General features: G+C 65.2%; 10 protein-coding genes. 4 read left to right on the plus strand and 6 right to left on the minus strand.

All coding sequences use genetic code 11. The features are described from left to right. Positions 1-63: 63 nt before the first annotated feature. The 4 genes from ACZ1A1_RS22100 to ACZ1A1_RS22115 all read right to left on the minus strand — a co-directional run bounded on the left by ACZ1A1_RS22100 (position 64) and on the right by ACZ1A1_RS22115 (position 6,332). Positions 64-1,605, minus strand: coding sequence for a SpoVR family protein (locus ACZ1A1_RS22100; RefSeq protein ID WP_463621594.1), 1,542 nt, complete (start codon positions 1,603-1,605; stop codon positions 64-66). 9 nt (positions 1,606-1,614) lie between these two features. Then, a complete protein-coding gene (locus tag ACZ1A1_RS22105) occupies positions 1,615-2,928 on the minus strand; it encodes a YeaH/YhbH family protein (RefSeq protein WP_415214430.1) in 1,314 nt (437 codons plus the stop codon). A gap of 21 nt (positions 2,929-2,949) precedes the next feature. Continuing rightward, positions 2,950-4,899, minus strand: a complete 1,950-nt coding sequence (locus ACZ1A1_RS22110; RefSeq protein WP_313193343.1) for a PrkA family serine protein kinase — start codon at positions 4,897-4,899, stop codon at positions 2,950-2,952. Between the two features lie 116 nt (positions 4,900-5,015). After that, positions 5,016-6,332, minus strand: a complete 1,317-nt coding sequence (locus tag ACZ1A1_RS22115) for an Nramp family divalent metal transporter (RefSeq protein ID WP_463621595.1) — start codon at positions 6,330-6,332, stop codon at positions 5,016-5,018. Between the two features lie 307 nt (positions 6,333-6,639). Here ACZ1A1_RS22115 and otsA point away from each other — a divergent pair, with 307 nt between their 5' ends. Further along, the gene (gene otsA / locus ACZ1A1_RS22120) at positions 6,640-8,097 is read left to right on the plus strand and encodes an alpha,alpha-trehalose-phosphate synthase (UDP-forming) (RefSeq protein ID WP_463621596.1); all 1,458 of its coding nucleotides are present in this window, start codon (positions 6,640-6,642) and stop codon (positions 8,095-8,097) included. Positions 8,098-8,134: 37 nt separating this feature from the next. Here the strand turns inward: otsA and ACZ1A1_RS22125 are convergent, their stop codons facing one another. Then, the gene (locus tag ACZ1A1_RS22125; RefSeq protein ID WP_463621598.1) at positions 8,135-8,839 is read right to left on the minus strand and encodes an SDR family oxidoreductase; all 705 of its coding nucleotides are present in this window, start codon (positions 8,837-8,839) and stop codon (positions 8,135-8,137) included. A 113-nt stretch (positions 8,840-8,952) separates the two neighbouring features. Continuing rightward, positions 8,953-9,870, minus strand: coding sequence for a LysR substrate-binding domain-containing protein (locus tag ACZ1A1_RS22130; protein ID WP_463621599.1), 918 nt, complete (start codon positions 9,868-9,870; stop codon positions 8,953-8,955). Between the two features lie 349 nt (positions 9,871-10,219). Here ACZ1A1_RS22130 and ACZ1A1_RS22135 point away from each other — a divergent pair, with 349 nt between their 5' ends. The 3 genes from ACZ1A1_RS22135 to ACZ1A1_RS22145 all read left to right on the plus strand — a co-directional run bounded on the left by ACZ1A1_RS22135 (position 10,220) and on the right by ACZ1A1_RS22145 (position 14,295). Further along, positions 10,220-12,673, plus strand: coding sequence for a GcvT family protein (locus ACZ1A1_RS22135; RefSeq protein WP_463621601.1), 2,454 nt, complete (start codon positions 10,220-10,222; stop codon positions 12,671-12,673). 66 nt (positions 12,674-12,739) lie between these two features. Next, entirely contained in the window at positions 12,740-12,901 is a 162-nt protein-coding gene (locus ACZ1A1_RS22140) for a hypothetical protein (RefSeq protein ID WP_463621602.1), read from the plus strand. Beyond that, a complete protein-coding gene (locus ACZ1A1_RS22145) occupies positions 12,898-14,295 on the plus strand; it encodes a purine-cytosine permease family protein (protein ID WP_424546841.1) in 1,398 nt (465 codons plus the stop codon). Before ACZ1A1_RS22140 ends, ACZ1A1_RS22145 begins: the two co-directional genes overlap by 4 nt. The last annotated feature ends 6 nt before the right edge of the window (positions 14,296-14,301 follow it).

Below are 14,301 nucleotides of genomic sequence, written 5' to 3' on the forward strand. Positions count from 1 at the left end.
CTAACTCTTTGTTTCGCCGTATTTTCCGAACGCAAAACCGCTTCGCACTTTGCTGGAAATGCTCTAGAGATCGCGGGACGAGCATTCGTAGAGAACCGTCCCGCTCGACGCTGCGACGCCGGCAAGGCTGACATCATAGCCCCAGAGGCGGCGGATATGGGAAAGGGTCGCATCGCGGTCCGCCTCCTCCAGGAGAACGCCGTTCTTGACGGTATGCCTCAGCCTCAATTGCCGGTCGCCGAGGAGATCGACGTCGACCACCTCGATATCCGGCCGGTTGGCACCGAGATCGTAGCTGCGGGCGAGCGCCGTGCGCACGGCGGAATAGCCGCGTTCGTCATGGATGGAGGCGACCTCGCAGAACCGGTCGGTGGACCGGTCCGTCAGATGGAATAGGCGGAACTTGCGGATCAGCGCCGGGCTCAGATATTGCAGGATGAAGGACTCGTCCCGGTGGTTCTCCCAGGCGTCGAGCAGCGTGCCCCGCCAGTCGCCGTTGCCTGCCATGTCTGGGAACCAGTCCCTGTCCTCCGCCGTCGGCTCGGTGCAGATGCGCTCGATGTCCTGCATCATCGCAAAACCCAGCGCATAGGGATTGATGCCGCCAAAGCGCGGGTCGTGGAAGCTCGGCTGGAAGACGACATTGGCGTGGCTCGCCAGCAGCTCCAGCATGGCGCCCTCGCTCATCTTCTTCTGGTCGAAGAGCCGGTTGATGATGAAATAATGGACGAAGGTCGCGCATCCCTCGTTCATCACCTTGGTCTGGGCCTGCGGATAGAAATACTGCGCGATGACGCGGACGATGCGCAACAGTTCCCGCTGCCACGGCTCCAGGATCAGGCTGTGCTTTTCGAGGAAATAGAGCAGGTTCTCCTCCGGCAGGTTCAGCGCCTTCTTGCGCTCCAGCGCCTCCTCCTCCGCCTCTTCCATGTCGGCATTGCCGCCGGCCGTGGGCAGGGTGCGCCAGAGGTCGCTATAGGTCTGCTCCTCATATTCCAGCCGCTCGCGCGCCCGCTCGGTGATCCTTTCGGAGGAAAGCCGCGGCGGGCGGCGGTAGTGGAAGACGCCCTGGTCCATCAGCGCATGGGCCGAATCGAGAATGTCCTCCACGGCGGCGGTCCCGTGCCGCTCCTCGCAGCGCGCGACATATTTCTTGGCGAAATCCATGTAGCCTAGGATGGAGCTGGCATCCGTCCACTGGCGGAAGAGATAGTTGTTCTTGAAGAAATGGTTGTGGCCGAAGGCGGCATGCGCGGTGACCAGCGCCTGCATCGGCATCGTGTTCTCTTCCATCAGATAGGTGATGCAGGGATTGGAATTGATGACCAGCTCATAGGCGAGGCCCCGGCGCCCCTTGCGGTAGAGATGGTCCTCGAAGACGAAACGCTTGCCGAAGGACCAGTGCTGGTACATCAGCGGCATGCCGACGGAGGAATAGGCGTCGAGCATCTGCTCGGAGGAGATGACCTCGATCTGGTTGGGATAGACGTCGAGCCCCATCTCGCCGAGCGCGATGGCCTCGATGGCGTCATAGGCGCGCGAGAGCGTCGCAAAGCTCCATTCGGATCCGTCGAACAGCAGGGAAGAGGCGCCGCGTCTTGCCATATGATCCCCCTAGCGACGAAGCTGGACCGGCTGGCGGGCGAAGAGCTTGCGGAAAACCGGATAGATATCCGCCGGCCGGGCGATGCGCGTCATCTGGAAATGCGGCGCCGCACCGTCGACGGTGCGATAGGCCCGCCACAGCGAGGTGCCGTTGTCGGTCGAGCCGAAAATCTCGCTCTCCCGCTCGTCGATGATCTCGACATAGGCATAGTACTGGCAAAGCTTCATCAGCTCGTCGCGCAGGAGCTGCGCGCAGCGTTCGGAATCGCCCGCCGCATTGTCGCCGTCGGAAGCCTGCGCGGCATAGATGTTCCAGAGGTTCGAAGGATAGCGGTCGAGGATGATGCGCTGCATCTCCTCCAGCGCGGTCGAGACGATCGTGCCGCCGCTCTGGCGGCTGAAGAAGAAGGTCTCCTCGTCCACCTCCCGCGCCTCGTCGGTGTGGCGGATGAAGACGATGTCGATGCGCTCGTAGCGGCGCTTGAGGAAGAGGTGGAGCAGCACGAAGAACCGCTTGGCGAGGTCCTTCTCGCGCTCGCCCATCGAGGCGGAGACGTCCATCAGGCAGAACATCACGGCGCTGGCATTCGGCATCGGCTGGCGCTCGAAGCGGTTGAAGCGCACGTCGACGGGATCGACATAGGCGATGCGCTTGCGCCGCCGCTCCAGCCTTTCCATCTCCTCGCGCGCCAGCGCCAGCCGGCGGCGCTGCTGCTGCGTCGGATTGGCCTCGCCCTCCAGCGCGGCCATCTCGGCGGCGAGCGTCAGGAACTCCTTCTCGCTCGGCCGGCGAAGCGCGATGCGCCGCCCGAAGCTGTTGCGCATGGTGCGGCCGACATTGATGTTGCTCGGCGTGCCGCTGGTCGTGAAGCCGACGCGGTGGGGCTTGTAGGTCACCGTTTCCTTGAGGTTGAGCTTGACCATGTCGGGCAGCTCCAGATCCTCGAAGAAGAGGTCGAGCACCTCCTCGCGGGAAAGGACGAACAGGAACTCGTCGTCGCTCTCGCCGCGCCCCGCGCCGCGGCCGCCTGCCCCGCCGCCGCCATCCGGCTTTCCCAGCCGGTCGCCGGGCGAGAAGGTCTCGTTTCCGGGCAGCACATAGTCGCGCTGGCCGCTGGCGGGGGAATTCCGAAACGTCGGCTCGTCGGCGCCGCGCCGCGGCACCGGCACGCCATGGGCGGCATCGACGTCGGCGATCCGGTCCGTCTTGACCTGATCGCGGATCGAGCGCTTCAGCTCGTCATGCACCCTTTTCAGGAAACGCTGGCGATTGCCGAGGCTGCGGTCTTTGGGATTGAGCCGGCGATCGATGAAATGCGGCATGGCCCACCCCCGGGGCCGGCATCAGCCGGCCTTGTTGACGCGCATGTACCAGTCGACGAGCCGGCGGACCTGGCGCACGGTGTAGCCGCGTTCGGTCATCCGCTGCACGAATTCGGCGTGCTGCTTCTCGGTGGCGCTGTCCTTCTTCGAGCCGAAGCTGATGACCGGCAGGAGGTCCTCCACCTGGCCGAACATGCGCTTCTCGATGACCTCGCGCAGCTTCTCGTAGCTCGTCCAGGAGGGATTGCGCCCGCCGTTGCGGGCGCGGGCGCGCAGGGTGAACTTGACGACCTCGTTGCGGAAATCCTTCGGATTGGCGATGCCCGCGGGCTTCTCGATCTGCGACAGTTCGCTGTCGAGGATCTCGCGGTTGAGGATCTGCCCGGTATCGGGATCCTTGAAGTCCTGATCCTCCAGCCAGGCATCCGCATAGGCGATGTAGCGGTCGAAGAGGTTCTGGCCGTATTCGCTGTAGGATTCGAGATAGGCCTTCTGGATCTCGTGGCCGATGAACTCGGCATAGCGGGCTGCCAGTTCCGAGCGGATGAAATCGAGATAATGCGCCTCGACCTCCTTGGGGAACTGCTCGCGCCGGATCGCCTGTTCGAGGATATACATGAGATGGACGGAATCGGCCGCCACCTCCTTGGTATCGTAGTTGAAGGTCTCCGACAGCACCTTGAAGGCAAAGCGCGTGCTGATGCCCGTCATGCCCTCGTCGACGCCGGCGGCATCGCGGTATTCCTGCAGCGACTTCGCCTTGGGGTCGGTATCCTTGAGGTTCTCGCCGTCATAGACGCGCATCTTGGTGTAGATCGGCGAATTCTCGTGCGGCGCAAGGCGCGTGGCGACGGTGAAGCGGCTGAGATTGGAGAGAACCTCCGGCGCGCAGGGGCTGTCCGCCAGCTCGCTTTCCCGGAGCAGCTTCTCGTAGATCTGCCGCTCTTCCGTCACCCGCAGGCAATAGGGCACCTTCACGACGAGGATGCGGTCGAGGAAGGCCTCGTTGTTCTTGTTGTGCTTGAACTGCAGCCATTCGGATTCGTTCGAATGCGCCAGCACGATACCCTGATAGGGGAAGCCGCCGAAATTCTCCGTGCCGTTGTAGCTGCCCTCCTGCGTGGCGGTGAGCAGCGGGTGCAGCACCTTGATCGGCGCCTTGAACATCTCGACGAATTCGAGGAGGCCCTGCGTCGTGCGGTTGAGGCCGCCGCTATAGGAATAGGCGTCGGGATCGGCCTGGCTGAAGTTTTCCAGCTGCCGGATATCGACCTTGCCGACCAGCGCCGAGACGTCTTGGTTGTTCTCGTCGCCGGGCTCCGTCTTGGCGATGGCGATCTGGCGCAGGCGCGAGGGCATCAGCTTGATAACGCTGAAGCGCGAGATGTCGCCGTCGATCTCGTCCAGCCGCTTCGTCGCCCAGGGCGAGATGAGGCCGGTCAGCCGGCGCTTGGCGATGCCGTATTTTTCTTCGAGAAGGTCGCCCATGCGCTCGCGGCTGAAGAGGCCGAGCGGCGATTCGAAGACGGGGCTGACCTTGCCATCGATGGCGAGCGTATAGATGGGCTGCTCTTCCATCAGCTTCTTCAGGCGCTCGGCGAGCGACGACTTGCCGCCGCCGACCGGGCCGAGCAGGTAGAGGATCTGCTTGCGCTCCTCGAGCCCCTGCGCGGCATAGCGGAAGTAGCCGACGATCCGCTCGACCGTGTCTTCCATGCCGTAGAAATCGGAGAAGGAGGGATAGATCTTGATGGTGCGGTTGGCGAAGATCCGCCCGAGCCGCTCGTCCGCGCTGGTGTCGATGAGCTGCGGCTCGCCGATGGCGGCCACCATGCGTTCCGGGGCGGTGGCGTAGAGGCTCCGGTCCTCGCGGCACGCCAGGAGATATTCCTGGAGGCTCATCTCTTCCCGCGCATTGCTTGCGTAGGTTTCGGAAAAGAGATCGAAAACATCGCTGCCTGTGGTTCCCATGGAACCCTCCTGCACTCGCCGGACGCAATCCCTGCGATTATGCATAGCAACGAATCCGCACCGAATTTTGTTCCCGCGATGACGGACAAAACACAATTTGTTCAACGCGATGCGGATCAGTGAAAGATCAGCATCGCGCCGGCGGCCAGCGCCATCACCCCGGTAGCCGCCCAGCCAACCACAAGAAGCAGCGGAGAAGCGGTGAATTGCTTCATCTGCGCGCTGCGGCTGACGACCATCATCATCGAAACCATGATGGGCACGGCAACGAAGCCGTTGATGACGGCGCTCCAGAAAAGCGCCTTGATCGGGTCGATCGGCAGGAACTCCATGACCAGCCCTGAAAGCGTCGCCGCGACGATGACGGTATAGAAGCCGGCGGCCTGGCCCGGCTTGTTGTCGAGGCCGCATGCCCAGCCGCAGCATTCCGAGGCGCCGTAGGCGGCCGAGCCGGCCAGCACCGGAATGGAGAGCATGCCCGTGCCGATGATGCCGAGGCTGAACAGCACGAAGGCGAAGTCGCCGGCAATGGGCCGCAACGCCTCGGCGACGTCAGCCGCCGTGCCGATATCCGTCTTGCCGCTCGCATGCAGCGTGGCGGCCGTGCTCATGATGATCGCCACGGCGACGAGGGTGGAGACGGCCATGCCGACGAAGGTGTCGAAGCGGATGCGCTTCAATTCGCGCTTCGCCTGGCGCGGCGCGCGCTTCAGCGGCCGGGCATCCTCATGCTCCTCGATCTCCTCCACCTCCTGGCTGGTCTGCCAGAAGAAGAGATAGGGGCTGATCGTCGTGCCGAGGATCGCGACGATCACGGTGAAGGTGTCGCCGCTCTTGCCGATGGTCGGCACGAACAGGCCATAGGCCGCCGCACCCCAGTCGACCTTCACCACGAAGAGGACGGCGACATAGGAGAGCAGCACCATGGTCAGCCATTTCAGGTAGCTCGCATAGCGGTGATAGGACACGAAGACCTGCAGCAGCAGGGAAAGGATGGCAAAGCCTATGGCCAGCGGCCGCCCCGGCACGCCCGTCGCAAGCTCCGCCGAGGCCCCCATCGCGGCGAGATTGGCGCCGATATTGATCGTGTTGGCGGCAAACAGCAGCACGATCAGCAGGAACACGACCGGCCGGGGCCAGACCGCCCGCAGATTGGCGGCGAGGCCGCAGCCCGTGACGCGCCCGATCCGCGCGCTGACGATCTGGATGGCGCACATGAGGGGATAGGAAAGGAGCATCGTCCAGAGCAGGCTGAAGCCGAACTGCGCCCCGGCCTGCGAATAGGTGGCGATCCCGCTCGGATCGTCGTCGGCCGCGCCGGTGATGAGGCCGGGGCCGAGCTGCTTGAGAAGCGGCGGATCCTCTTTCTCTTCGGGACGTTCCGCTGGATTTTCCGTTGAATCCGCCGAGGACTTCAGGACCGTCTCGCTCATGGGAAAATGCCTTTACCGCACTGCGGCTCCAGACCGCGTGACGGCGGTAACTCCGGCCCCTGAGGGAAGTTCCGACCCCGTAACTTTCGCGGCTCTCGGCGGGAACAATGTGAGACAACGGCAGTTTGTCATGCACTTCCCGCTTGTCGTGAAGTGGTCCCTGGAGCGGCAGACGCCTATCGCGGCGCCTGCCGCTTCACCGTGGAACCTTCCCTGCCGTGAGGTGTTTCACCTCCGTCGCAATGAAAATGGCAAGGCCCGTCCTTCGGGACCGGCCGCCTTCACCCAAAAGATTGGTGCCCCGAGAATGAGCCGTCTGATCGTCGTTTCGAACCGCGTTCCCGTTCCTGACAAGCGGGGCACGGCCCCGGCCGGCGGCCTGGCGGTCGCGCTCAAGACGGCGCTGGAAGCACGCGGCGGCCTGTGGCTCGGTTGGTCCGGCCGTTCCTGCGGCGAGGACGAGATCGGGCCGCTGGCCAGCGTGAAGGAGGGCAATATCGAATATGCCCTGACGGACCTCACCCAGCAGGATGTCGAGGAATACTACCAGGGCTTTGCCAACCGCGTGCTCTGGCCGATCTGCCACTACCGGCTGGATCTCGCCGAATACGGGCGCCGCGAGATGGCGGGCTATTTCCGCGTCAACCGGTTCTTCGCCAGCCGCCTCCTGCCAATGCTGCGGGAGGACGACCTCATCTGGGTTCACGATTACCATCTGATCCCCCTTGCCGCGGAGCTGCGCCGGCAGGGCGTGCGCAACCGCATCGGCTTCTTCCTGCATATTCCCTGGCCCGCGCCGGACGTCTTCCTGACAATGCCCGTGCACGAGGAGCTGCTGAAGGGCCTGACGGAATATGACGTGATCGGCTTCCAGACCGTTCACGACCGCGAGAATTTCGCCGATTGCCTGGCACGGCAGGGCCTCGGCAAGCGGCTGGGCACGACCCGGTTCATGGTCGGCGAACAGGCCTTCACCGCAAAACCCTATCCGATCGGCATCGAGACCGACGAATTCGCCGCCATTGCGCGGCGCGCATCGGAAACCACGCTGCACAGGCGCATGCTGCAGAGCCTCGACGGCAAGGCGCTGATCATCGGCGTCGACCGGCTCGATTATTCCAAGGGCATCACCCAGCGCATCGACGCCTTCGAGACGTTCCTGACGCGTCATCCCGACAGCCAGCGCCAGGTGACGCTGCTGCAGATCACGCCGAAATCGCGCTCCGAGGTTCCGGAATACGAGGCGATGCAGCGCACCGTCGCCGAGCAGGCCGGCCGCGTCAACGGAGCCCTCGGCACCGTGGACTGGGTGCCGATCCGCTATGTCAACCGCTCCCTTCGCCGCCCGGCGCTCGCCGGCCTCTACCGCATGGCGAAGCTCGCAATGGTGACACCCCTGCGCGACGGCATGAACCTGGTGGCGAAGGAATATGTCGCCGCCCAGAACGAGGAAGACCCTGGCGTCCTCCTGCTCTCGCGCTTCGCCGGCGCGGCGCAGGAACTGAAGGAGGCCGTTCTGGTCAATCCCTACGACGTGGAAGGCACGGCCGAAGCCCTCGCGCGCGGCCTCGCCATGCCGCTCGAGGAGCGGCGCCAGCGCTGGCAGAGCATGATGGCGACCCTGCGCGAAAACGACGTCTTCGCCTGGTGCCGCGCTTTCCTCGACGACCTCTCCGGCACTGCCCGAACGACCGCGCCGCCCCCGAAGACAGCCGGCTACCGCATGGCTCTCGACCCGGAGGTCACCCGCCGGCATCGCCTCTAGAGATCGGGCAAATTGGCCTGACCGCTCTCGATCCCCGTCAAATCGCGCGCGTGATGCCGCCGTCGACGCGGATGTTCTGTCCGGTGATGTAGGCCGCTCCCTCGGAAGCGAGGAAGGCGATCGTCGCGGCGACTTCCTTGCTGGTGCCGTAGCGCCTCATCGGCACGCTGTCGCGGCGCTCGTCCGTTGCCGGCAGGCTGTCGATCCAGCCGGGCAGCACGTTGTTCATGCGGATATTGTCGCCCGCATAGGTGTCGGCGAAGATCTTCGTGAAGGAGGCGAGGCCCGCGCGGGCGACGGCGGAGGTCGGGAACATCGAGCTCGGCTCGAAGGCCCAGGCTGTCGAGATGTTGATGATGACGCCGGACTTCTGCTTCTGCATGACCGGCACCACGAGGCGCGTCGGGCGCACGGCATTGAGGAAGTAGACGTCGATTCCCGTGTGCCAGTCATCGTCCGTCAGGTCGAGGATCGGCTTGCGCGGCCCGTGGCCGGCGCTGTTGACGAGCACGTCGATGCGGCCCCAGCGCTCCAGCGCGCCGTCGACAAGGCGCTTCAGGTCGTCGTTCGACTGGTTGGAGCCGGTAACGCCGAAACCGCCGAATTCGCCCGCCAGCGCCTCGCCCTTGCCGGAGGAGGAAAGCACCCCGATCCTGAATCCGTCCGCCGCCAGCCGCCGGGCGGCCTCCGCCCCCATGCCGCTGCCGCCGGCTGTGATCAATGCGACCTTCTCGCCTGCCATGGAACTATCCTTTCATGAACCGTTGATTGCCCCATCCTGCCATGCCGCCCGCGGCAGGGCCAACCAGAAATACGCGCCGCATCCTGTAGAAAATCTATCGCCAAAGCCTCCCGCTAGGCCGTAGCGGCACCGGTCCTGTATTTCGCGCTTTCCCTCAACAGCCAGCCGCGGACCGCATCGACGGAGGCGGGATGCCGCGGCTTGCGCGGCGCGACGACGTAGAAATCGGCGCCGACGCGCATCCGCGTTTCGAAGAGCCGCACGAGATGGCCGCCGGCGATGTCGTCCCCGATGAGGAATTCGCTGGCGAGCGCCAGCCCCTGCCCGCCGCGCGCTGCCTCCAGCGCCAGCGCCGTCTGGTTGAAGCGGATGTTCTTCGGCGCCGAAACCGGCGCCGCCTTGCCCATCGCCTGCTCCAGGAAGCGCGGCCAGAAATTATGCGCATCGTGCAGTAGTGCATAGCCGGCAAGGTTTTCCGGTACCTCGGGCCTTCCGAGCTTCTCGATCAGCAGGGGGCTGCCGAGCGCCACGATGACCTGTTCGAACAGGAGGTCCGCCTGGAGGCCCGGCCCGAAGGGCGGCCGGCCGTAGCGCACGGCAAGATCCACCGCATCCGTCTGGAAATTGGAGATCCGGTCGCTGGCGAGAATGCGCAGGTCGATATGCGGATGCGCGGCGGTGAATTCCGGCAGGCGCGGGATCAGCCATTTCGAGGCGAAGGTCGGCGTCACGCTGATCGTGAGATGCTGCGGCTCCGGGCGCAAGGTCTCCGTCGCCTCGGAGATCAGTTCCAGGGCACGGCGGACGCTGCCGACATAGCTGCGCCCCGCCTCGGTGATCGCAAGCGTCCTCGGATGCCGCTCGAACAGCTTGAGGCCGAGCTCGGCCTCCAGTCCCCGGATCTGCTGGGCGACGGCGCCCTGCGTGACGCCGAGCTCCTCCGCCGCGAGCCGGAAGTTCAGATGCCGCGCGACGACTTCGAAGACGCGGACGCCGTTGAGGGATGGAAGTTTTCCGATACGGTCGGCCATGCGATCTGCTGCATCCGGTTGGCGGCGGGATACGTCGTTCTATCAGGCTTTGCGGCACCGACCTACGAGGATGCAGGAAAATTACAGTTTTCCGATGCCATCGCCCCCAACGCGGCATCGATGCTCCGCGACCTGCTGCCCGTTCCGTTTCGAAAACGTCTGGCCAAGAGCCGCCCTTGGTGCTGAAATCCTCTCGGGATACCGTACCGTAGCGTCGATGATCGGCTGGAAGACGTCTCTTTCCCCAGCCATGCAGCATTCCGAACCCTATTGACTGTTTGATTTTCTATGACACAGTGTTAAGAAATCCAAACATGCAGCGGGTGGAGCCGCTGCCGGGGGAAACACAATGACGGATGTTCCGGAGCGGGCAGACGTCGTCGTCATCGGCGGCGGCGTCGCGGGGTGCTCTGTTGCCTATCACCTGACGAAGATCGGTATCACGGATGTGGTGGTCTGCGAGCGCAAGCAGCTCACCAGCGGCACGACATGGCATGCGGCCGGGCTGGTGACGCAGCTTCGCGCCACGCGCCGCATGACGGAGCTGGCCAAATATACCGGCGAGCTCTTCGGCTCGCTGGAGGCCGAGACGGGCCAGGCGACCGGCTTCAAGCGCAACGGCTCGCTGCGCGTCGCCAACACGCCGGCCCGCTATGAGGAACTGGCGCGCGGCGCATCGATGGGCCGCAATTTCGGCCTGCCGGTCGAGCCGGTCACGCCGGGCGAGATCAAGGAGCGCTGGGGGCCGATCAGCACCGACGGCATCGTCGGCGGCTTCTGGTTCCCGCATGACGGGCAGGTCAACCCGATCGACGTGACGCAGGCCTATGCCAGGGGCGCGCGCATGCGTGGGGCGAAGGTCTTCGAGAACCTTTCCGTGACGAAGATCCTCGTCGAGAACGGCAAGGCCGCCGGCGTGATGACCGACCGGGGGCCGATCCGCGCCGGGACCGTCGTCATTTGCGGCGGCATGTGGTCGCGCGACCTCGCCGCCGAGGCCGGCGTGACGATCCCGCTGCACGCCGCCGAGCATTTCTACATCGTGACGGAACAGGTGGAGGGCCTGCCGCGCGACCTGCCGGTGCTCTTCCTCGGCGACGAATGGACCTATTACAAGGAGGATGCCGGCAAGCTGCTGGTCGGCTTCTTCGAGCCGAACGCAAAACCCTGGGGCCAGGCCGGCATTCCCGAGGACTTCAGCTTCGGCACCCTGCCGGAGGACGTCGACCATATCGCGCCCTATCTGGAACAGGCGACCCGCCGCGTGCCGGTTCTGGAGCGCACGGGCATCCAGCTCTTCTTCAACGGCCCGGAGAGTTTCACCCCCGATGACCGCTACCTTCTCGGCGAGACGCCGGAAGTGCCCGGCCTCTTCTGCGCCACTGGCTTCAACTCGGTCGGCATCCTCTCCTCGGGCGGTGTCGGCAAGGCGCTCGCCGACTGGATCCGCGACCGCCGCCCGCCGGTCGAGCTGATGGACGTCGACATCCGCCGCATGCAGACCTTCATGGGCAACCGCAAATATCTGGAGGACCGCACGACCGAGACGCTCGGCCTGCTCTTCGACATGCACTGGCCGTCCCGCCAGTTCGAGACGGCGCGCGGCATCCGCCGCAGCTCGTTCCATGACAAGCTTTCGGCCGCGGGGGCATGGATGACGGAAGCGGCCGGCTGGGAGCGGCCGGGCTTCTTCGGCGCGCCGGGCACGACACCCAAAGTGCAATATTCCTATGGCCGCCCCTCGTGGTTCGACGCAGTCGGCGAGGAATGCCGCAACACGGCGAGCAACGTCACGCTGTTCGACCATTCCTGCTTCATCAAGTATCTCGTCAGCGGGCCGGATGCCTGCGCGGCGCTCAACCATGTCTCGGCCGGCCAGATCGACGTTCCCGTCGGCAAGGTCGTCTATACGCAATGGCTGAACAAGGAGGGCGGCATCGAGGCGGACGTGACGGTCACCCGGCTTTCCGAGACCGAGTTCATGGTCGTGACCATCGCCGTCTCGCAGCGCCGCGACCTCGCCTGGCTGCGCCGGCACCTGCCGGATGGCGCGCGCGTCCATGTTCAGGACATCACCTCGGGCCTGCCGATGCTGGCGCTGATGGGGCCGAAGTCCCGCGCGCTGCTCGAGCGTCTGTCGCCGGCCGACTTCTCCAACGAGGCATTCCCCTTCGGTACCAGCCGGGAGATCGATCTCGGCTATGCCCGCGTGCGGGCAAGCCGCCTCACCTATGTCGGCGAGCTCGGCTGGGAGCTCTACATGCCGGCGGAATTCGCCGGCCATGTGCTGGAGAAGCTGATTGAAGCTGGCGCCGGTCTCGGCCTCAGGATGGGCGGCTATTTCGCCATCAATTCGCTGCGCATGGAAAAGGGCTACCGCCACTGGGGCCATGATATCGGCGAGGAGGACAGCCCCTTGCAGGCCGGCCTCGGTTTCGCCGTCGCCCTCGACAAGGCCGGCGGCTTCATCGGCCGCGACGCGCTCCTGCGCCAGAAGGAAGCCGGAACGCCCGACCGCCGCCTCGTGCAGATCCGCATCGAGGCAGAAGGCGAGCCGCCGCATCTCTATCACAACGAACCGCTGCTGAGGGACGGCGAGATCGTCGGCTCCGTCACGACGGGCGCCTACGGCCACCGCCTCGGGGCCTCGCTCGGCATGGGCTACGTCACCTGCCCCGGCGGCGTGACGCCGGACTGGCTCGCCTCCGGCACCTGGGAGGCCGAGATCGCCTGGCGGCGCCATCCGATCCGCCTGCAGCTTCGCCCCTGGTACGACCCGAAGGGGGAGCGGCTGGCCGGATAACAATCAAGGTCCGGAAGGGGAACTTCGGGCCGCATGCAACGAACGCCATATCAGGGAGGACACGGCATGGCTGAGGAGAGGCTGCAACCGGAGCTGGAGCGTCGGCTCCGGCTACTGGAGGATCCGCGCAACCAGGGAGAGGATTTCGATGGCATGGCCTGGGCCGCGCTGATCGGGCTCGGCGTTCTGCTGCCGATCCTCGCCCTTCTGATCGGGAGGATAGCATGAGCGTACAGGACGAAATCCTCATCGAGGCCGACAAGAGCGCCTGGCCGCTGCTGCCGCAGGAGCGGGTCTGGGGCCCCTGGCAGCTCGGCATTTCTCTCGCCACGGCCGCCGCCGCGACCTGGTGCTACATCATCGGCGAATATGTCGGCTATTATCTCAGCTTCAAGGAAGGTTTCTTCGCCCTCCTCGCCGGCAGCATGATCGGCATGCTCATCGTGGCGCTGGCGGCCGTGCCGGTCGCCATCCGCTTCGGCGTCGATTCCATCGCCTCGTCCAAGCCGCAATTCGGCTCGCGCGGCTGGATCATCCCCGCCGCCATGCAGTTCGTCTCCATCGTCGGCTGGAACTCGCTGCTCCTCATCTTCTTCGCCAAGTCGACGCGGCAATTGCTGCTGGCGCTCGGCTGGATCGGCGAGGACAGCCATAACTTCCTCGTGCAGGCGACGGTACTGCTGGCGGCCGGGCTGGTGTTCCTCTTCCTGCTGAAGGGCTCCTCCGGCGTCGACAGGATCGCGAAGATCCTCGTCGCCCATGTCTTCGTCGGCTTCTGGATGCTCTACATCCTCGTCACGCAGCGCTGGGAGGACCTGTCGGCGGCCGTGCCCGCCTATGCCGCGACCGACGCGCACTGGAACTACACGACGGGCGTCGAGATCGGCATCATCTCGCTGCTCTCCTGGTGGCCCTATATCGGCGCCATGGTGCGCATGGCCCCGAACGGAAGGCGGGCGGCGGCCCCGATCATGGTGGGCATGGGCCTTCCCGTGCCGCTGCTCTCGGCCATCGGCATCGCCGGCATTCTCGTGCTCCAGGTCTCCGACCCGGCCGAATGGATGCGCACGGTGGGCGGGCCGACCTATGGCGTGATCGCGCTGCTCTTCGTCGCCGCGGCCAATCTCGGCACGGCCGTCGCGGGGGTCTATTCCTCCTCGATCGGGCTGCGGCATTTCCCGGCGCTCCAGAAGCTGAGCTGGCCGATGCTGCTGCTGATCTCCATCGCCCCGGTGGGCGTGGTGGGGCTGCTGATCCCGGATCTATTCTTCGCCAATTTCGGCACCTTCATCGCCTTCATCGGCCTCGGCTTCGCCCCGCTCTGCGGCATCCAGATCGTCGACTACTACCTCCTGCGCAAGCGGCGGATCGACGTGCGCGGCCTCTTCGAGGACAGGCCGGACAGCGCCTATCGCTTCTGGAGCGGCTTCAACCCAGCCTCGCTGATCGCCATGGCCGCGGGCTTCTGCACCTATCTCTACCTCCTGAACCCGATCACCTATGAAAGCCGCTGGCCCTACGACTACCTGACGGCCGCCCTGCCGACGGCGGTGGTCGGCGGCGTGGTCTATGCGCTCATCACGCTTCTCGTGGTGAAGCCGGCCGGCAAGGGCCGTTACTGAGACCCG

Source organism: Shinella sp. R2-11, from assembly GCF_055330205.1.

Excerpts from the sequence above, each read along its gene's own strand:
- ACZ1A1_RS22110 (WP_313193343.1), bottom strand. The coding sequence starts at position 4,899 with ATGGGAACCACAGGCAGCGATGTTTTCGATCTCTTTTCCGAAACCTAC.
- ACZ1A1_RS22100 (WP_463621594.1), bottom strand. The coding sequence starts at position 1,605 with ATGGCAAGACGCGGCGCCTCTTCCCTGCTGTTCGACGGATCCGAATGG.
- ACZ1A1_RS22130 (WP_463621599.1), bottom strand. The coding sequence starts at position 9,870 with ATGGCCGACCGTATCGGAAAACTTCCATCCCTCAACGGCGTCCGCGTC.
- ACZ1A1_RS22115 (WP_463621595.1), bottom strand. The coding sequence starts at position 6,332 with ATGAGCGAGACGGTCCTGAAGTCCTCGGCGGATTCAACGGAAAATCCA.
- ACZ1A1_RS22135 (WP_463621601.1), top strand. The coding sequence starts at position 10,220 with ATGACGGATGTTCCGGAGCGGGCAGACGTCGTCGTCATCGGCGGCGGC.
- ACZ1A1_RS22140 (WP_463621602.1), top strand. The coding sequence starts at position 12,740 with ATGGCTGAGGAGAGGCTGCAACCGGAGCTGGAGCGTCGGCTCCGGCTA.
- ACZ1A1_RS22105 (WP_415214430.1), bottom strand. The coding sequence starts at position 2,928 with ATGCCGCATTTCATCGATCGCCGGCTCAATCCCAAAGACCGCAGCCTC.
- otsA (WP_463621596.1), top strand. The coding sequence starts at position 6,640 with ATGAGCCGTCTGATCGTCGTTTCGAACCGCGTTCCCGTTCCTGACAAG.
- ACZ1A1_RS22125 (WP_463621598.1), bottom strand. The coding sequence starts at position 8,839 with ATGGCAGGCGAGAAGGTCGCATTGATCACAGCCGGCGGCAGCGGCATG.
- ACZ1A1_RS22145 (WP_424546841.1), top strand. The coding sequence starts at position 12,898 with ATGAGCGTACAGGACGAAATCCTCATCGAGGCCGACAAGAGCGCCTGG.